At 59.4% G+C, this 18,917-nt stretch carries 14 protein-coding genes; 6 read left to right on the top strand and 8 right to left on the bottom strand.

Annotated elements, in window-relative coordinates; genetic code table 11:
- Nucleotides 1-140: 140 nt before the first annotated feature.
- The 5 genes from HMPREF3101_RS03900 to HMPREF3101_RS03880 form a co-directional block, all read right to left on the bottom strand.
- Complete coding sequence (locus tag HMPREF3101_RS03900; RefSeq protein ID WP_070462781.1) at nt 141-647, bottom strand: hypothetical protein; 507 nt, start codon at nt 645-647, stop codon at nt 141-143.
- Nucleotides 648-791: 144 nt separating this feature from the next.
- Complete coding sequence (locus tag HMPREF3101_RS03895; protein WP_070462778.1) at nt 792-1,784, bottom strand: L-lactate dehydrogenase; 993 nt, start codon at nt 1,782-1,784, stop codon at nt 792-794.
- Nucleotides 1,785-1,801: 17 nt separating this feature from the next.
- On the bottom strand, nt 1,802-3,184 hold the full coding sequence (locus HMPREF3101_RS03890) for an amino acid permease (protein WP_070462775.1): 1,383 nt from the start codon (nt 3,182-3,184) through the stop codon (nt 1,802-1,804).
- Nucleotides 3,185-3,242: 58 nt separating this feature from the next.
- Complete coding sequence (locus tag HMPREF3101_RS12075) at nt 3,243-3,404, bottom strand: hypothetical protein (protein WP_168160155.1); 162 nt, start codon at nt 3,402-3,404, stop codon at nt 3,243-3,245.
- A 72-nt stretch (nt 3,405-3,476) separates the two neighbouring features.
- Nucleotides 3,477-4,472: a hypothetical protein gene (locus HMPREF3101_RS03880; protein WP_070462771.1), complete on the bottom strand. Its 996-nt coding sequence runs from the start codon at nt 4,470-4,472 to the stop codon at nt 3,477-3,479.
- Between the two features lie 42 nt (nt 4,473-4,514).
- Between HMPREF3101_RS03880 and HMPREF3101_RS03875 the strand changes: the two genes are divergently transcribed.
- A complete protein-coding gene (locus HMPREF3101_RS03875; RefSeq protein WP_070462769.1) occupies nt 4,515-6,719 on the top strand; it encodes a DEAD/DEAH box helicase in 2,205 nt (734 codons plus the stop codon).
- 90 nt (nt 6,720-6,809) lie between these two features.
- Complete coding sequence (locus HMPREF3101_RS03870; protein ID WP_070462766.1) at nt 6,810-8,015, top strand: amidohydrolase; 1,206 nt, start codon at nt 6,810-6,812, stop codon at nt 8,013-8,015.
- Between the two features lie 261 nt (nt 8,016-8,276).
- Here the strand turns inward: HMPREF3101_RS03870 and HMPREF3101_RS03865 are convergent, their stop codons facing one another.
- Genes HMPREF3101_RS03865 through putP form a run of 3 tightly spaced genes read right to left on the bottom strand, consistent with a single transcriptional unit; the run spans nt 8,277 to nt 10,896 of the window.
- Nucleotides 8,277-8,762 (bottom strand): DUF2269 family protein, encoded by a 486-nt coding sequence (locus HMPREF3101_RS03865; RefSeq protein ID WP_070462763.1) that lies wholly within the window; start codon nt 8,760-8,762, stop codon nt 8,277-8,279.
- Nucleotides 8,763-8,773: 11 nt separating this feature from the next.
- Complete coding sequence (locus HMPREF3101_RS11685; RefSeq protein ID WP_246816638.1) at nt 8,774-9,352, bottom strand: HNH endonuclease family protein; 579 nt, start codon at nt 9,350-9,352, stop codon at nt 8,774-8,776.
- A 35-nt stretch (nt 9,353-9,387) separates the two neighbouring features.
- Nucleotides 9,388-10,896: a sodium/proline symporter PutP gene (putP, locus tag HMPREF3101_RS03855; RefSeq protein WP_070462757.1), complete on the bottom strand. Its 1,509-nt coding sequence runs from the start codon at nt 10,894-10,896 to the stop codon at nt 9,388-9,390.
- A 69-nt stretch (nt 10,897-10,965) separates the two neighbouring features.
- Here putP and HMPREF3101_RS03850 point away from each other — a divergent pair, with 69 nt between their 5' ends.
- From HMPREF3101_RS03850 to HMPREF3101_RS03835, 4 genes are all read left to right on the top strand, one after another.
- Nucleotides 10,966-14,115 carry a DEAD/DEAH box helicase gene (locus HMPREF3101_RS03850; protein ID WP_070462754.1) on the top strand — a complete coding sequence of 1,050 codons (3,150 nt, stop codon included), beginning with the start codon at nt 10,966-10,968 and terminating at the stop codon, nt 14,113-14,115.
- The gene (locus HMPREF3101_RS03845) at nt 14,108-15,022 is read left to right on the top strand and encodes an SWIM zinc finger family protein (RefSeq protein WP_070462751.1); all 915 of its coding nucleotides are present in this window, start codon (nt 14,108-14,110) and stop codon (nt 15,020-15,022) included. Before HMPREF3101_RS03850 ends, HMPREF3101_RS03845 begins: the two co-directional genes overlap by 8 nt.
- Nucleotides 15,023-15,084: 62 nt before the next feature.
- Nucleotides 15,085-16,278, top strand: a complete 1,194-nt coding sequence (locus HMPREF3101_RS03840) for a metallophosphoesterase family protein (protein WP_070462790.1) — start codon at nt 15,085-15,087, stop codon at nt 16,276-16,278.
- 2 nt (nt 16,279-16,280) lie between these two features.
- Nucleotides 16,281-18,917: an AAA family ATPase gene (locus HMPREF3101_RS03835; RefSeq protein WP_070462748.1), complete on the top strand. Its 2,637-nt coding sequence runs from the start codon at nt 16,281-16,283 to the stop codon at nt 18,915-18,917.

Genomic DNA, 18,917 nt, shown 5'->3' with positions numbered 1-18,917 from the left:
ACCACGGTGTTACTAAATGCACGCGCGCAACAGCTCCATTTGTCCTCCAGTTTCTGATGCAATGAACCTTAAGTCAATCTAGCCTAGGCAGTCCACACATCATTTTATGGCGCAAATGTATGTTCTAATTTAGGCCGTAGCTACTGCTCATTCGGTATGTATTGCCCCGCGACGTGGTCTCGGGTGCCGTGGTCGCAGACAATGCCGTGCTCGCCGTTGAGGCAATACCAGGTTTCTGGTCGGCCGACGAAAGTCGCGGTTTGCTTATGGTCTGCGTAGACGAAGCGTTGGATAAGGGAAGGGGCGGAGGGACTCACTGGGTCGAAACGGTGGGATGAATACTGCCCGTTCGGAGCAAGCTCCAGCCAGTAGTGTGCGTCTGCATACTTTGGATTGCTCACTCGCAAGTTGTCTGGTCCTAATAAGTCGAATTCACCGACAGACACCTTCTCACTCGGCGTTAGCACGGCAATATCCTGCAGCAACGAGCCTAAAGAAGACTCCTCGACAGCGAAGCCGGAACTAGCCGCGGGGTATGCAAAGTAGGGGAGGCCGACCTCTCCAAACCACACGGTTTGGGACTGAGCTATTGGATTAGCGCAGAACTGTTCGGAGTTGATGAAATCCTCAGAATTGTGCTCTGTCAAGTCATCCGTGGGAGCCCCAGAAAGCGTCGCCTCGGCGAACTCACGGGACGTATCTAGCTCCGAAGAGCACCCAGGTAGCAGGAGAGCATGGCTAGCCAGGAGTGCTGGACGCCACGCAACGTGGCGTCGATAAGCAAGAGCTCCTTAGTCGGTCAACCCGGTGGACTCGACAACCTCACGCAGCGTCTTGGCGGAGGCGTCGAACTTGGCAAACTCATCCTCGGAGAGACGGAGCTCCACCACATTGCGCACACCGTCACGGTTCAAAATGGTCGGGGTGCCAATGTAGATGTCACGCTGCGCGTACTCGCCCTGGAGTAGCGCAGAGACCGGCAGTGCAACATCCTCATTGCGCAAGATGGCGCGGGTGATACGAGCCAGCGCGGAACCAATGCCAAACGAGGTGTTGCCCTTGCGCTTGATGATGTCGTAGGCCGCGTCGCGGGTCTGTACAAACATCTCATCGATCTCGTCGTAGATGCCCGGGTTTGTCTCCGCTTCCTTCTCCAGCATCGCGTGCAGCGGCACACCGGCGACCGTGCCTGTGGAAATCACTGGGAGCTCCGAATCGCCATGCTCACCAATGATGTAGTTGTGCACCGCACTCGGCGCCAGATCAAAGAACTGACCCAGGTTGTGGCGCCAGCGAGCCGTATCCAGCACCGTGCCGGAACCAATGACCTGATTCGACGGCAAGCCGGTCTGCTTCCACGTGACGTAGGTCAGCACATCCACCGGGTTGGTGGCCACCAGGTAGATGCCGTTGAAGTTGTTGTCCATGATGGCGCCGTTGATGGATTCAAAGATCTTCACGTTTCGGGCCACCAGGTCTAGACGGGTTTCGCCCTCGCGCTGCGCTACGCCAGCGCAGTTCACAATCAGCGCCGCATCCTCACAGTCTTCGTAGGTACCGACGGTGACCTTGATGTTGTTGCCACTGAACGGCACGGAGTGAGCCAAGTCTTCAACCTGAGCCCACGTCAGGTCCTCATCAAGATCGATGATTGCCAGGTGATCGGTCAAGCCCTGGTTGAGTACCGCGTAGGCATACGCGACACCAACGGCACCTGCGCCAATGAGCACGATCTTGTTGCCGGGAGTGACATGTTCTGGAAGTGATGCATTCGTTGCAGTCATGCTTCCTAGTCTAGGCCCTATTTGGCTTCAGTAGGCAGTGAGCGCATTGCTTGTGGACGCCCAGTTGCGTAATACAACAACGACATAATGCCCAGAAACGCCACACCCACACCAAGTGCCAGGTGGTACTGCGGCAACCACACCATAATGCCGAAGGTGAACAGGATAAACGCGATTGAGAAGTACTGCCCGTAAGGCCAGAACGGAACGGGGAATCGTAGCGATTGAACCTGGGTGGGTGTCATGTGACGCCTGGACGCAACCTGCGCCAACAGGATCATCAGCCACACAAAGACGGTGGCAAAGGTGGCAAGGGCTGCGATGGTTTCAAACACGTTGGGGAACATGGCGTTGAGCACCACGGCGATGACAAGCACGATGAGGAGGGAAACGGTGGTCATGACTGGAATGTCGCGCACCGTCTTTGCCATCGCGCGCGGGGCGAGGCCTTCCTTAGCCAGGCCGGTGAGCACGCGGCCGGTACCAAACAGGTCAGCGTTGATGGCGGAAAGCGCCGCGGTGACAACCACCAGGTTGAGAAGCCCAGCCGCCCAGGTGACGCCGAGGGTGTCAAAGATCTGCACAAACGGGGATTCTTCACCTGTGATGGTGCGCCACGGATTCAGCATCAAAATGATCAAGATGGCTAGCACATAGAAGAGCAAAATACGTGCGGGCACCGTGTTGACAGCCTTTGGGATGGAACGGTCTGGGTCATCTGCCTCAGTGCCAGCAACGCCGATGATCTCCGTGCCACCGAAGGCGAAGAGTACGAGGATAAACGCAGCGATCATGCCCTGCGGTCCATGTGGCATAAAGCCGCCGTCATTCCATAGGTTGTCCACACCCGTAATCGCCGGGTTCTCACCAAGGCCGAAAGCGAGGATTGCTGCGCCGCCTGCGATCATGGCTACCACGGCCGCAACCTTGATTAGCGTGAAGGCGAACTCCAGCTCGCCGAACCAACGCACGCTGGCTAGGTTGGCTGCGCCGATGATTAATAGCGTGACGGTGATCCACACCCACGCGGGTGTGTGCGGGAACCAGAACTTCATGTAAATGCCGATGGCGGTCAGATCCGCCAGACACACAATCATCATCTCGAAGGCGAACATCCACCCCGTGATGTAGCCGCCCAAACCCCCCAAGTGCTCACGGCAGTACACAGCAAAGGAGCCGCGAACAGGGTGGCGCACGCTCATCTCGCCGAGCGCGCGGAGCATGAAGTACACAACAGCGCCGCCAAACAGGTACACCAACAGCACAGACGGGCCGGCCGCCTGGATCGCGCCAGCAGATCCATAAAACAGGCCCGTGCCAATCGCGCTACCAAGTGCGATGAAGTGAATATGTCGATGTGTGAGCCCCCGGCCTGGGGAGCGTTGCGGCGCCGTGGTCATGTGCCAAGGTTAACCCTTGGTTGTTCACAGCAAGACGTGAGGTGGCTATGCGGATTTCTCAAGGCGTGAAACGCGGCGAGGAATACTGGCCAGATTGCGTGAGTTCGAACCAGTGGTTGTCGCGCTCGCCGTGGACGGTGCCGTCGGCGTTGCAGCCGAAGTACTCTGCAGGTTTGACCACGCAGCGGTTATACGTGTCGCCGAAAATAATTGCGTACATGTGCTGGTAGACGCCATCAACCACGAAGTCTTCCGGGGCGCGTAAGCTTTCATGGCTGCGAGGATACGGCAGCTACGGCAGCATATCGATCTCATCAAAAGGCACAGCCACTACTTCACCGTTGCCCACAGAAGCGGGCTCGCCACTCGGGCTACTTGCAGCGCAGCTGATTTTGCCGTTGGCGCCAAAATGCTCTTCGCCCACATAAAAGTAGCGTCCGGTACAACCCCACCCCTCAGGCGAAGTCCAAAACGCGGCCTGGCCTTGAGTCTCACCAAAATGCAGCGCCCTGCGGTAGCCCTCAACCACGTCCATTGCAGTGTCACACGTCGTGTCTTCTGACACCGCAATCACGGCCAAGGCATCTCCAGACGGCGCGACCATAACCCCGCACTGCGTGCCAAAATCCACAGGCTCCTTGGATTCGGCGATGTGATCTACCGGATCATCATCAAACTGGATCACAGAGTTGTGCACTTCCACACCCTGGCCATCACGCTCCACACGGAAACCACTGTCATGCAAGTGCGTAAACGTGGTGCCGTAGATGGTCACACGCTGGCCCGGCTCAAGTCCCGGCGGTCGGGTAGCAAAACCCTGCGAGCCAGGGGAGTGCCCAACCTGGAACTCGCCTAAGTCATAGTCAAAGCTGAAGACGTTTGAATAGGTCGCATCTGGCCACCCGCCGTTAAATTGCATCTCCGGCAGGGGATAGCGAAACATCACCTCACACGAAGTCAAAAGCTGGCCACGGTATTCCGGGTCCAAGGTTTCGTCTTGGACAAAGCAGCCGACGACACCAGAGTTTCCGCCCACCACGGCGCCGTACTCGTTTGAAAACAACTCCGGATCAACGTCCTCATAAGATTCATCGTCCTGAGCAGCAATTATCTCATCCAGAGGGGATTTGGAAGCGTCCTCGTTTTCGGACTCACTCGGGGTCTGGATCTCTTCGATAGGGACGAAGGTGGGAGGGGGAGTCGACGCGGCGTCGTTACGCAGGGCACTGGGCACGCACCCAGCGAGCAGGAGGGTGACAGCGAGCAGGGGGACGGTACAACGTTTCACAAATAGCAGAGTATCGCTTTAGTGAGTTAAGGTATGCAAGCAATGAGCATTTCCGAAAACGCCACCGGCGGCGAGAATGAGCCGGATGTAAACATGTCGGAAAATCAGGAAAACCCGCAGGATGTCGCAGCTGATGCTGCACGTGAGGACACCAGGGATGCGGGAGTTTCTGAGGATACCGGCGCTGCGGATACCGCAGCCAATGCCGAAACTAATGAGACTGAGCAGATTTTGAGCCTTGCCGACGTTGTCGGGGTCGAGGCTGGCGAACTTGTACAAGAGCCCGAAGCCAAAGAAGCTTCTGAAGAGGTTGCTGAGCCTGTAGAGCCTGTAGAGCCGGAGAACGGCTTTGAAAACCTGGGCCTGCCGGAGGAAGTTGTAGACGCGGTCAAGCGCGTTGGCTTCGAGCAGCCCTCCCCAATTCAGGCGCAGACCATTCCGCACCTGATGGAAGGCCGAGACGTTGTCGGCCTCGCGCAGACGGGTACCGGTAAGACCGCAGCGTTCGCGCTGCCGGTTTTGAGCCAGATTGACCCGAAGCAGCGCCACCCCCAGGCACTCGTGCTTGCACCGACGCGTGAGCTGGCACTGCAGGTGTCGGACTCCTTCCAATCCTTCGCCGACCACCTTGGCGGCATCCACATCCTGCCGATCTACGGCGGCCAGGCCTATGGCATCCAGTTGTCCGGTCTGCGCCGTGGTGCCCAGGTGATCGTGGGCACCCCGGGTCGTGTGATCGACCACCTGGAGAAGGGCTCGCTGGACATTTCCAACCTGCGCTTCCTGGTGCTTGATGAGGCCGATGAGATGCTGAATATGGGCTTCCAGGAAGACGTTGAGCGCATCCTGGAAGACACCCCGGATTCCAAGCAGGTTGCACTGTTTTCCGCGACGATGCCGGGCGCAATCCGCCGCATCTCCAAGCAGTACCTTAACGATCCGGTTGAGGTGACGGTAAAGAGCGAAACCCGCACCAACACGAACATCACCCAGCGCTACCTGTTCACCGCACACCGCAACAAGCTCGACGCAATCACCCGCATCCTTGAGGTGACTGAGTTTGAGGCGATGATCGTGTTCGTTCGCACCAAGAACGAAACCGAGGAGCTGGCCGAGAAGCTGCGCGCCCGCGGGTTCTCCGCCGCAGCGATTAACGGCGACATACCTCAGCAGCAGCGTGAGCGCACGGTTGATCAGCTTCGCGACGGTCGCTTGGACATCCTCGTCGCCACCGATGTGGCCGCCCGTGGTCTGGATGTGGAGCGCATCTCCCACGTGCTCAACTACGACATCCCGAACGACACGGAGTCTTACGTCCACCGCATCGGCCGCACCGGCCGCGCTGGGCGAACCGGTGAGGCGATCCTGTTTGTTACCCCGCGTGAGCGCCGCATGCTGCGTTCCATTGAGCGCGTGACCAACGCAACCATCGAAGAGATGGACCTGCCAACCGTGGATGAGGTCAACGAGTCTCGCAAGACAAAGTTCATGGATTCCATCACGGAGTCTCTGGAGGCCTCTGACCTGCAGGTGTTCAAAGCCATGGTTCGCGAGTACTCCGCAGCCAACAACGTTCCGATGGACGATATTGCAGCTGCCCTGGCAACCCAGGCGCAGGCGGGCGACGAGTTCCTGATGAAGGAACCGCCGCGCGACAAGCGTGACCGCCGCGACCGCGAGCGTTTTGATCGCGATGATCGCCGTGACCGCGGTGGCCGTCGTGACCGTTTTGATCGCGATGATCGCCGCGGTGGCCGTGGTCGTTTTGCCAACGACAGCGAGAACTTTGACACGTACCGTCTTGACGTGGGCAAGCGCCAGCACGTGCGTCCGGGTGCGATCGTTGGTGCCCTGGCAAACGAGGGTGGCTTGAGCTCTAAGGACTTCGGCCGCATCACCATCGGCGGTGACTTCACCCTGGTGGAGCTGCCGAAGAACCTGGATAACTCGGTTCTTGACCGCCTGACGGATACGCGTATCTCCGGCCAACTGATCAACATCCAGCGTGACCACGGTGCACCGCCGCGTGACCGTGGTGGATACAACCGCGACCGTGGCCGTGGCTATGGCCGCGACCGTAACCGTGGCGGCTGGGATCGTGATCGTGATGACCGTCGTGACCGCGACCGTGGCCGTGATCGCGACCGTGGCCGTGGCTATGGCCGCGACCGTGATCGATTCGACCGTGATGATCGCCGCGGTGGACGCGACCGTGGTGGCTTCCGCGGAGGCCGCGACCGCGACTAGCGCTCGTGCCTAGCGTTTAAGTGCAAGACCCGCTCTTGCGGACTGGTTTGACTGGTCCGGTGAGGGCGGGTGTTGTGCTTTTATGGGGACATGGGTAAGCAAACACTCACGTTTGATTCGATTCAGAACTGGTCAGAGGCCGTGTACAAAGACCTTCACCAACATCCTGAACTGAGTATGCAAGAAGTGAGAACGCGTCGTCGGATCTGCGAAGAGCTTGAGGCGATGGGCATTGACCCGATCGAAATTGGCGGCGGGGTAGTCGGCACCCTCGAACGTGGTGAAGGCCCCACGGTGATGATGCGTGCCGATTTTGACGCGTTGCCGGTGAGGGAAGAGACGGGGTTGCCGTATGCGTCCACAAGCGAAGTGCTCGATACGGACGGGCAGCTGGTCCCGGTCATGCACGCGTGTGGGCACGATCTTCATACTGCGTCGTTGTTGGCTGCCGGGCGGCTTTTAGGTAGTGCAGATCAAAGGTGGAGTGGCACTGTGCACCTGCTGTTCCAGCCTGGTGAGGAAACTGCAGAGGGCGCGGCATCCATGGTTGCCGGTGGCTTGACGTCCACAATCACCCCGCCTGATGTGGTGTTTAGCCAGCACGTTATCTGCGGCGATACTCCGACGGGCAGTGTGGCGCTGCGTTCGGGTGCGTTCATGTCCACTGCCACCAATGTGGAGATCACGTTTTACGGTGTTGGTTCCCACGGTTCCATGCCGCACTTAAGCGTGGATCCGATCCTGATGGCGTCGTCCGCTGTGACTCGCCTGCAGGGAATCGTGTCGCGGGAGGTAAATCCCAACGAATTCGGTGTTGTCACAGTTGGCGTGATCTCGGGTGGGTTAAAACCCAACGTAATTCCGGAAAGCTGCACGCTGCAGCTCAACGTCCGCGCCTACAGCGACCAGGTGCGGGAGCAGATTCTGCAGGCGATTGAGCGCATTGCTGTGGCGGAGACGCACGCGTCCGGCGGCAAGAAGATGCCAGACATCACCTGCTACCAGAGTTATCCGCTGACCAAGAACGACGATGCAGTCACCGGCAGGGTGGCGCGGGCGTTTCGCGATGCGTTTGGTAGTGATCGTGTGCTGGAAAGCGAACCGTTAACGGCGTCGGAAGACTTCTCCGTGATTGCAGATGCGTTTGGCGCGCCCTATTGCTACTGGGTGCTCGGCGGTGCTGAGGAGGGCGTGAGCGTGCCAAACCACAACCCGCACTTTGCTCCGCAAATGCAGCCGACACTTCGTACCGGGGCAGAAGCATTGGTGGCGGCGGCACTGGAATTTCTCGACTGATGCTCCTCGCCGATGTTTGTGACCAAGTTTCTGACCAGAGCGATGACCTGGTCGCTGGAGGGGCTCCTCATGTTAAAAGTCGGATAGCAAACATCGGATTGGCGCCAAATCGGGGCAAAATGGGCCTTATCCGATGTTTGCTATCCGATGTTTGTGATTGACTGGGGCAAAAGGGCAGAAGAAAACGCCGGCGGGTGCAGCAGTGAAGCTGACCGGCCGGCGTAAAGCACCGAAGCACCAAAGCGCCGAAGCGCCGAAGCGCTAGAACAGGTCTGCGGGCAGGAACATCAGAACCAGAACCAGGACCCACATCAAGTTGAAGATGCCGGCACCGGCAGAGGCCTTTGCCTTGCACTTTTCAAAGTCACCAGTGTCATCAGACGGGTCAGCATCAGCCGGATCCAAAGCGCCCAGGGAAGCCATCATCTTGCGCTGGTGCGGAATCACCATGAAAAACAGCAGCGCCCACGCGATGACGGAGAGCACGATCGCGGTGTGGAGCCAGTAGTTGGTGCTGTAGGTGTTCCAATCAAAGGCCATGACAACACCACCGAGCAGCGGTACCAGTGCGGAGAGCATGCCGTAGGTTGTCGAAACCTTGTGAAGAACGGCGGCACGGCCGGTGGCCTCTTCGCCGCCAGCCTTCGCGCGGGCAGCTTCAGCCGGGAACATCGATGTGGCGACGACAACCGGGCCGAGAAGCACGATCGCCGCGGCGACGTGCAGGAAGGTAAAGAGAGTATTCATGGGCAATAACCTTACAGGGAACGTGCAGAAAGTACGCCTCGGGCGCCGGAGCAGGCGCCTCGCATAGCCTTGCGGTCCTCGTGCGACAGTGCCAAACCGTAGGTGGAGGCCACGGCTGACAGTTGTTGTGCGTAAGGGCAACGAGAGCGCCACGCGGGCGGCATCCACTCACCAGGCAACTTGTCGGATTTGGACTGGTTGGCACTTCGAGATGTCACCACCAGGTTCAATGGGTCATTTGCAAAGGCGAGGCGTTTTTCCGCAGGCCACAAAGCTGCGCCCATGTCCCACGCGGCGGCTAAGGGGAAGAGGTGGTCGAGTTCAACATCGGCGGGAAGGATCGCAGTACCGGTATAGGGATCCCGGATGGGAGCAACATCCCACTGGAGATAGGCAACGTCACAGGGTTGGTCCCAGGCAGTAGCAAGGGCAACGTCGCGGCTAGTACACGCGCCGCCTGAGCCCGGGGCGGTGGCCCAGCTCGCACCGAAAGCCTGTTGGCGGTTGTAATTGAGGGTGGTGGGCGGGGAGATAACGGGGCGTCGATAAGCAAAAGCCCCGTTGGGAACGGGGCTAGAGCAAGGGTGCAAACAATGAGGATTCGAAGAAAAAGCTTCATACCTCTTTAGACTGCGGGAAGCGCCTCCTGGTTCCCGGTGGCGCGATCGAATTCTTCCTCAACACCCGGCTTTGGCGTGGTAACCAGCGAGACTGCAACCATGGCAATGGTGGCAAAGGCTACGCCCGGGACGATCTCATAGATGATGTCGCCAAAGTAGGTACCCCAGACAAACACGGTGACCGCGCCGACAACCATGCCAGCCAACGCGCCAGGGGCAGTGAGTCGACGCCAGTACAACGACGCCAACACAACCGGGCCGAACGCAGCACCGAATCCAGCCCAAGCGAAGCCGACCAGACCCAAGATGGTGTCAGACGGGTTAAACGCCAACAGCATGGCCACCACGGCAACCAGCACAACCATCAGGCGCGACAAGACCAGAAGCGTAGTCTGGCTCGGCTCCTTTTTGAAGATGCGATACAAGTCCTCAATAAGCGCCGAAGACGTAATCAGCAGCTGCGAAGACATCGTGGACATGATCGCAGCCAACACCGCGGTCAGGATGATGCCTGCAATCAGCGGGTGGAACAGCAAACGCGCCAGATCAAGGAAGATCGTTTCAAAACCACTCTGATCCGTCACCGTTGCAGAGGTAGTGCCGAAGTAGACGGTAGAAACAAGCGCGGTAAGCACAGCGCCGGCGAAGCAGATGGTCACCCAGATGATGCCAGTGCGGCGGCCAGCCTTTGCCTCAGACGCGGAACGCAACGCCATGAAACGGGTAACAATGTGCGGCTGGCCAAAGTAACCCAAGCCCCATGCGAGGTTGCCAATGATGGTGGCAGCAGACACACCCGCGATCATGTTGAAATACTGCGGGTTGCCCTCCGGCCACGGGCCGTACGAGTTGGACGTGGCATAGGAGAAGATATCGGCAGGGTTATCCACCGCAAACAGTGCCAAAATAGGCACGATCATAAGCGCCAGGAACATCAGCGCACCCTGGACCACATCCGTGTAGCTCACCGCCAAAAAGCCACCGATGAAGGTGTAGAGCACCGTAATGGAACCAACGATCAACATGCCGGTGGTGTAGTCCCCGCTAAACGTGGACTCGTAGTAGCGGCCACCAGAAACCATGCCGGAAGAGACGTAGAACGTGAAGAAGAAAATAATGATCACGGCAGCGGCGAAACGCAGCACACGCGAAGAGTCATGCGTGCGGTTTTCAAAGAAGCTGGGCAAGGTGATCGAGTCATTGGCCACCTCGGTGTAGTTGCGCAACCTGGGGGCAACCCACTTCCAGTTACACCACGTACCAATCAACAAACCGATAGCAATCCACAGCTCACTCATACCGGAGACAAACAGGGCGCCGGGAAGGCCCATCAACAACCAGCCGGACATATCGGAGGCGCCAGCAGAAAGAGCCGCAACAAACGGGCTCAATCCGCGGTCCGCCAGCACATAGTCGTCATACTTGTTAGTTTGTAACCAGGAATAGAAGCCAATGGCTACCATGACCCCGAAGTACAAAACGATGGCAAGAACCAGCCAGAAGTTGTCACTCATGTGCAAGTACAGTACTGCACGACGGTGACGTAATGGGCGTTGTTAGGGGTGGGTGTTATAAAAGTGGGTATGCCAAAATTCCTTCTTCACGGTCTCTGGGTGCCAGAGTCTGGGCTCAACCTATGGGTTGAACAGGTAGAAGGACACCGCATTGTCACGCTAGACAAAGTTGAGGTAGGCACCTTCCCAGATGTGGTGTACCTCGTGGCGGGCAACAATACATTCCGCCATCGCCACCGCATCCGCCTGCAAACACCGAAAGGCCGCCAGGTTGAGCTGCTCGCGCCCACTGCGGCGCTTGGGCCGGAGAGCACTGTGCGCTTGTTGGCCGGGCTTGCTGAAGCACAGGCCTGGGACAACGATGCGATTGCGGCGGACCTGAAGTGGCTCATCCGCATGTATCAAGGCTTAGACAGATTCGTATGTGCAGGGCGCGTGAGCATCCACGTGCCGCAGCGCGACAGGCTGTGGTACGCAGAATGGCAACTGGGCACAGGCGTGCAGGAGCGCGGATGGCTTGCCGCTATGACCGCCGCAGCACCCGGCGTTTTGGTGGCAAACAACCAGATGTTGGGCGAAGACATGGCCCGGACGTTTACGCACTGGATTGCTTCTTACCGGCTCCAGCATGCAAGTACTCGGCAGCACGACCACCCGTATGGGCGCCACGACTTTATTAACTCGCTTGTGAACGGGGATCCGCTGCGCCGTGGCAGCGCTATTTTGGCGCGCCGGGTGGCGGATTGGAACGGCTCTATCACCGCCGTGAATCTGCAACTGGTGTTTATTGCAGATGAACCGATTGAGCTGGATGAGGATCTTGATTACATCGGCGATGCCGCTGAGGTCGGCACAGTGCCGCCAGTGCCGCCAGTACCGCCGGTGTGGCCGGTGCGAGTTCAGGTGCGCTCCGGCACGGACTCGCCCCGACCGGTGCGTTTGCATGAGTATGACGCGCAGACCGCTGAGCGGCTGCGTAGTGAGCTCCAGCGCGCAAGCCAAGTCACGGATTTAGCGGATCCGGTGCGCCATCCGCGCCCGCATTATCTGCCGCCGGAATCTGATGAGGGCGACTGGGATCTCTATCTTTCCACCGAGGACATTGCCCGTTTTGTGCGCACGGAGGCCGCGAAGCTTCGCACCCGAAACTTTGCGGTCATGCTGCCGAAAGCCTGGACCACGATGGAAACCAAGGCGAAGCTGCACGTCACACGTGACCGTGATCCATATGATGCCTCCACGGTGCGCCACCTGGGCTTTGACACGTTGATGACGTATGACTGGCGCGTTTCCATCGGTGATATTGAGTTGACCGATGATGAGATGCGTGAGCTGGTTCGCTCCAAGTCGGGGCTGGTCAAGCTTAGAGACGAATGGGTGTTGGCCGACAAAACCGGCCTAGCCAAGACCGAGCGCTACATCCAGCAGCTGCATGATTCCTCGCTGCCGGACTTAAAAAAGCGATTGGACGCCGCAGAGGGCCTGGCTAACTTGCACGCGAAGCTTGGTCATGCAGACGCCGCGGAGTTGGAGGCGGAAGCCCGTGCGCTTCGTGAGGAGTACGAGGCCGCCATGCAGGAGGCCGCCTCCGGCCAGGTAACGGCCGCCGAGCTTCGCCAGCTGGCGCTTGAATCCGCCGCGGATGCCTCGATGCAGCTGCCGGTGGAGATCACGGGTGCGGGTTGGTTTGACTCGCTGATGGGCGGCACTGATCGTCCTGCGCCTGAGCGAGTGGACATCCCCGAAACCGTCCAGGCCTCACTGCGCGACTACCAGCGCCGCGGCGTGGACTGGCTCTACTTCATGTCCCGCAACAACTTAGGAGCCGTGCTGGCCGATGACATGGGGTTGGGTAAAACGCTGCAGCTGTTGGCGCTGCTCGCGGTGGAGCAGGACGCCGCGGCGAAGGACGCTGACGGTGAGCTTGGGCCAACAATTGTGGTTGCGCCGACATCTGTTGTGGGCAACTGGGCCCGCGAGGCCGCACGCTTCGTGCCGCACATGAAGGTATTGGTCCACCATGGCGCAGACCGGAAGAAGGATGCTGATCTGATCGAGGCTGCACGTGAGGTTGATCTGGTGATTACCTCCTACGGCATTGCCACGCGTGACGGCGCCGCCTTATCTGAGGTCTCATGGGATCACGTGGTGTTGGATGAGGCGCAGGCGATTAAGAATGCGGGCACGAGGGCGTCGAAAAGCGTGAGGATGCTCCCGGCGCGCCAACGCATCGCGCTGACCGGCACCCCGGTGGAAAATAAGCTAAGTGAGCTGCGAAGCCTGCTGGATTTTGTGAACCCGGGAATGCTTGGTTCGCAGGCGTTTTTCCGTAACCACTTTGCTAAAGCGATTGAGCGTGGCGATGATGAGCTCAGTCAGGAGATGGGCGAGCGGCTGCAGCGGTTGACCGCGCCGTTTATCCTGCGTAGGTTGAAGACGGACCCGGCGATTATTGATGATCTTCCGGACAAGGCCGAGCACATCATCACCGTGGACATGACCGCGGAGCAGGCGGCGCTCTACACCGCGCTGACGGAGGAAATGCAGCGTGAGCTGGAAAACCGCGAGGGCATGGCGCGTAGGGGGCTGGTGCTGTCCACCATCACCCGCATCAAGCAGATTTGTAACCACCCAGCACATTTTCTTGGCGACGGCTCAAGCGTCACCCTCAAAGGCCGCCACCGCTCCGGCAAGGTGGAAAAGTTGGTAGAGATTTTGGATCAGGCCGCCGACTCCGGGCAGCGGGTGTTGATCTTTACCCAGTACAAGGCGTTCGGCGATATTTTGAAGCCGTATTTAAGCGAGCGGCTAGGCGTGGACATTCCATTTTTGCATGGCGGTGTGGGCAAATCTGGCCGCGACGCAATGGTGGAGCGCTTCCAAGCTCCCGACGCTCCGCCGGCGATGCTGCTGAGCCTGAAGGCGGGCGGCACTGGGTTGAACCTCACGGCGGCCTCTATCGTGGTGCATATGGACCGCTGGTGGAACCCGGCTGTGGAGAATCAGGCGACGGACCGTGCGTTTCGTATCGGCCAGCAGCGGGATGTGACCGTGTACAAGATGATCACCCGCGGCACCATGGAGGAGCGCATTCAGGAAGTGTTAGACGGCAAGATGCACTTGGCAGGCGCTGTGGTTGGTGAAGGCGAGGGCTGGATTACGGAGCTGAACTCGGATGACTTGGCGCAGCTGATGAGCTACAGGGGGCGCAATGAGTAACACGGACCGTCCGCACGAAGACAACGTTATTTACGCTAACTTTGGCGCAAAACGTCGCGTGGCCTCCGCGGAGGAAACTGTCGGGCCGCTGGAACCTCCGTCGCCGCGGGAGATCCGGGAGCGCATCCGGGAGACTGCGCAACGCATCAAGCACGGGACCGGGGAGGGGCCTGTGCAAAGTGTGTCGCATCCGTCGGTGACGTACACCCCGGCGTCGAGCCGTCTGCGTGAAGCGGTGGCGCAACGCACGGACCAAGGGCGTGTAAAGCGCGGCCGGGCGTATGCGGCTGAAGGCCGCGTGGTTGGTTTCAACGTGCGCGTCAACACTGTTGAGGCGGAGATCCACGGCTCGCAACCGGAGCCGTTTTTCGCTGGGTTCATCCTGACACGCCGTTCGCAGGAGGACCTGGTAGCAGCGATGCAGCAGCTCGGCGGATCCGGTAGTGCGCTGACTCAGGCCAAGCGCGGCGCATTGCCTGACACGGTTGTAGACACCTTGCTGTTTGCAGACGACGATGACGCCCGTTTCTTCTGCGATTGCCCAGACCCCGCTCCGGTGTGCAAACACATTGTTGCGATGGCTGAGGTGGCTGCCAAGCGTTTCGACGATGATCCGACGCTCCTTTTCACCCTGCGCGGCTTGAGTATGGAGAACGTTGAGGCGTCTATACGCGAAGGCGCCGAGGGGACTGCACGGTCGAACGCCGCGGAAGGCTCGGAGTTTTTCTGGACAGGCCGTGAACTGCCGGAATTGCCGAGCCCGAAGATCGCCCCGATGGTGGATGATTCGGACACGGATCTGTTGCGCCGAGCATTAGAATCGGTGTCATTTACCAACATTGACCTGCTCAATGCGGTAGCGGACATTGAGGATCTTTATGACGCACTGGTGGAAGAAGACCACTAGTTCGAAGCAGTGTTCGGTATTGCGCGCAAGTGTGTGGCCGTGGCGTGCTATTGCTTGAAGGCATGAACGCCGTGACCGCGACAGTGACTTTTATCCACACCTCTGATTTCCAGCTTGGCATGACGCGCAAGTTTCTCCCGCCTGACGCACAGTCGCGTTTTGACGCTGCACGGTTACAAGCCGTAACCAAAATCGGCGAGCTAGCACTAGACAAGGGCGCCGAATTTATCGTGGTGGCAGGTGATGTGTTTGAGCACAACACGCTTGAGCCGAGGACACACGAGCGCGCACTTGAGGTGCTGCGAGCGCTGCCAGTGCCGGTGTATCTGTTGCCGGGCAACCATGACCCGTTGGTTGCGGATTCCATTTTTACCCGCCGTGAAGGCGTTGCTGAGATCGACGGTGTGCACGTGCTGCGTGACTTCGACCCGGTTGAGGTGCGCGAAGGCGTAGAAATTATCGGCGCGCCGCTGACTACCAAGCACGCCTCTGAGGACCTGTGCGCCCGGGCAATCGCACCGCTTGCACCCTCCGAGCACATCAGGGTCTTGGTGGGACACGGCGCGGTAGAAGGCTTTGGTGACCAAGACAACCCTTCGCTTATTAGCGTTGCGGGGCTGGATAACGCTGCGTCTGAAGGCGTGATTGATTACGTTGCGTTGGGCGATACCCACTCCACAAAAGACCTGTCCAGCTCCGGAAGGGTGTGGTACTCCGGTGCGCCGGAAACGACTGACTTTCACGACCGCCGCGAAGGCGTCGCCGGAGGTGAGACAGACTCCGGTAACGCACTGGTGGTCACAGTGGAAAAGCACGGCTACGAATCCACCGTGCAGGTAGAAAGCATGCCAGTAGGCGAGTGGACCTTTGAAGAACTGGCCTGGGAAGTCGCAGGTCCTGAGGATGTAGATCTCATCTTGGAGGAGCTTCGCGCCTATCCCCATAAAGATCGCACCGTGATCCGATACTCCATCACTGGCACCTTGGGGCTGGAAGACAACGCTCGCCTTGAGCGCGGCTTGGGCAAACTTGCGCACGCGTTTGCCGCCCTCTATGAACACGAGCGATACATGGGGCTTTACCTGCAGCCTAGTGATGAAGAGCTGGCCAACCTGCCGTTGAGCGGCTATGCGCGCGAGGCTATGGCGGAGCTTGCTAACGCTGCGAGCGCGCCGGGTGTGCCGGGGCAGGTGAGTGACCAGGTCGTGCGCGATGCGTTAAACCTGCTGTTTCGTCTTTCTGAGGAGGCCAAGTAAATATGCAAATCCACGCACTGGAACTGACCAACTTCCGCGCCGTTGAGCACTTGCGCCTTGATGAGCTTCCTGAGCGCGGTGTGATTGTTATCCACGGTGAAAACGAGGCGGGAAAGTCCACCATCTTGGATGCAATTGATTTGGTGCTCAACCAACGTTATGGCTCGAAGCGGAAAGAGGTCAAAGCTGTGGCACCCGCGGGTAGAGATGTGGGCCCGGAGGTGCAACTGACTGCAACGGTGGGGGATACAACGTTTAGCGTGCATAAGCGGTGGATGAAGTCCCCGATGTCTGAGCTGCGTATTACCTCGCCGACGCATAAGAATTATTCGGGGCGTGAGGCAGATGACCAGCTTGAGCACCTGCTGGACCAACACTTGGACCGCGAGTTAGCCGAGACGTTGTTCCTGCGCCAGGGCGAATTAGACCCAGGCCTTCAGGCGGCGGGTATCGCCTCTATTACCGCGGCATTGGAAGAAGAATCCTCTACCCAGGCCGCTGGTGTTGAAGACACCGCGCTGATGGCCGCAGTGGAGGAGGAATACGCACGGTACTGGGATGCACGGGGAAAGCGGAAGGCTGCGTTTACTGCAAAGAAGACTGCGGCGGATGAGGCAGAGGAGGAACACAAACGCCTCCGAGACCAGGAGGCGCAACTGTCCCGGTACGTGGAGGAGGTAGCGCGCAAGCAAGAGGAGATTGCGCAGGCGAAGGCTGAGCTGCCCGCGGCTGAGGAAGAGGTGGAAACCCGCGAGGCGGAGGCGAAGCAGGCGCGTGAGCTGGGGGAGCAGGTTGAGGCGGCAGCTGAGACACTGCGGCAGGCAACGGTCACGCTGACTCGTGCCCAAGGTGACGTGCAGCAACGTGAGGCGCTGCAGGAGCGAGTGGCCACGCTGCGTGCAGAGGCCGACAACTTAGAGGGGCAGCTTGAGCCAGCTCGCGAAGCTGCAGAGACTGAAGTCGCACGTTTGGAAGAGCTGGTGGCGCAGCAGGTGGCGGCGAAGAAACAAGTAAGCGACGCGCGTGCGGCAATAAAGCGTGCGTCGCGTGTGCGTGACCTGGTGCGCGCACGTGTCGAGGTTGCGGCAGGTAACGAGCGTTTGGCGCGTATCGCCGAGGCGGAGAAGACGTACACCGAACTTTTGGAAGCGTCGCCTCGCCGGATTGTGACGGATGCGGATATCCGTGCCATCGAAGAGGCAGAAGCCGAAGTTGCGGTGCAGCAGCGCCTGCTTGAGGCGTCCGCTGCGAAGTTGGAGATCACCGCAACTGGTGCCACGGTGGTTGTAGACGGCGAGGAGTTGTCTGTAGACGGCACCACGTCTGTCGGCGTGTTTGACGGCACGCAGCTGCAGTTTGGGGACGTCACCGTGGTCTATCGCGCAGCACAGGGGCAGCGCGACCCGCGCGAAGCGGCAGATGAGGCGAAACGTGCACTTGTTGAGCTTTTGGAGGCGGTCGGCTGCGAAACTCTGAAAGAGGCTCGCGATGCCCGTGATGCTCATGCCTCCCATGCGACGGCGTTGGCGGGGGCAAAGCAACGTCTTGATGATGTGCTGGCAGGTAGCGATATTGCTGCGTTGCGCTCAGCTCATGCGACACAGGTGGCGACGGTGGAAGAACTGGAGCAAGATCTGGATACTCCTGCAGATTTCAGTGAAGCGCAGGCGCAAGAGGCCGTTGACGCGGCGGATGCGGACCTTGCTCAGGCGGAGCAGGATGCAGAAACTGCAGAGGCTGCCGCGAAACCGTTTGCGGACCGTAAGGCGGCGGAGGCGTTGACGGTGCTAAGCACAAAGCTGGATTCGAAGCGTTCGGAGCTACAAGACGCTCAAGCAAATCTGGATGCCGCGGAATCTGCTACCACCCAAGACTCGCTCACGGTGGCGCTGGAGACTGCACGCGCGGCGGTTGTGGAGGCAAACGCTACGCATGAGTCGTTGTCTGCCCAGCTTGCAGAAGTTGACCCGGAGACGGCGGCCCTGCTGCTAGCGGGGGCGAAAAACCGTGCCAACAGCCTGCATGAACGTATGCAGTCGGCGGATAAGCGTATTGCGGAGCTGCACAGCTACATCGAGCTTGCCGCCGGTACCGCGCAGCGTGCGGACTTAGCTGAGGCGAAGCTTGAGGCAGCTAACGCGGAGCTCGCGCGCACCACCAGGCGTGCAGAGGCGGCTCGTCTGCTGCGCGACACGATGGTTGCGCACCGTGATACCGCACGTGCTCGTTACACCGCACCGTTTAATGAGGCGCTTCGCAGCCACGCCCGTGTCCTGTTTGGACCGAGTGTGGACTTCAATTTTGGCGACGCATTAGACATTGTGGACCGGACTGTGGACGGCACCACCGTGGCGCTGAGCGAGCTGTCTGGCGGTACGAAGGAGCAGCTGGCGCTTCTCACCCGCTTCGCTATCGCGGACCTGGTTACAGCAACGGGCGATACTGCGCCGGTGCCGGTGATTGTGGACGACGCCTTGGGCGCCACCGACCCCGAGCGGCTGACCCGCATGAACTTGCTGTTTGACCAGGTGGGGCAGAAGGCTCAGGTGTTTGTGTTGACCTGCTTCCCGCAGCGCTTTGACAGGGTCGGTGCGGTGCGCAGGTATGCAATGGACGAAATAAAGACCCAGCAGGGGTAA

This window comes from Corynebacterium sp. HMSC29G08 (genome assembly GCF_001806875.1).
In the GTDB taxonomy this organism is placed as follows: domain Bacteria; phylum Actinomycetota; class Actinomycetes; order Mycobacteriales; family Mycobacteriaceae; genus Corynebacterium.
Note: the sequence above shows the minus strand (reverse complement) of the source record. Positions and strands in the feature narration are given on the sequence as shown.

Coding starts and splice junctions, on each gene's coding strand:
- HMPREF3101_RS03895 (WP_070462778.1), bottom strand. CDS start 1,784: ATGACTGCAACGAATGCATCACTTCCAGAACATGTCACTCCCGGCAAC.
- HMPREF3101_RS03890 (WP_070462775.1), bottom strand. CDS start 3,184: ATGACCACGGCGCCGCAACGCTCCCCAGGCCGGGGGCTCACACATCGA.
- HMPREF3101_RS12075 (WP_168160155.1), bottom strand. CDS start 3,404: ATGTACGCAATTATTTTCGGCGACACGTATAACCGCTGCGTGGTCAAA.
- HMPREF3101_RS03875 (WP_070462769.1), top strand. CDS start 4,515: ATGAGCATTTCCGAAAACGCCACCGGCGGCGAGAATGAGCCGGATGTA.
- HMPREF3101_RS03870 (WP_070462766.1), top strand. CDS start 6,810: ATGGGTAAGCAAACACTCACGTTTGATTCGATTCAGAACTGGTCAGAG.
- HMPREF3101_RS03865 (WP_070462763.1), bottom strand. CDS start 8,762: ATGAATACTCTCTTTACCTTCCTGCACGTCGCCGCGGCGATCGTGCTT.
- putP (WP_070462757.1), bottom strand. CDS start 10,896: ATGAGTGACAACTTCTGGCTGGTTCTTGCCATCGTTTTGTACTTCGGG.
- HMPREF3101_RS03850 (WP_070462754.1), top strand. CDS start 10,966: ATGCCAAAATTCCTTCTTCACGGTCTCTGGGTGCCAGAGTCTGGGCTC.
- HMPREF3101_RS03845 (WP_070462751.1), top strand. CDS start 14,108: ATGAGTAACACGGACCGTCCGCACGAAGACAACGTTATTTACGCTAAC.
- HMPREF3101_RS03840 (WP_070462790.1), top strand. CDS start 15,085: ATGAACGCCGTGACCGCGACAGTGACTTTTATCCACACCTCTGATTTC.
- HMPREF3101_RS03835 (WP_070462748.1), top strand. CDS start 16,281: ATGCAAATCCACGCACTGGAACTGACCAACTTCCGCGCCGTTGAGCAC.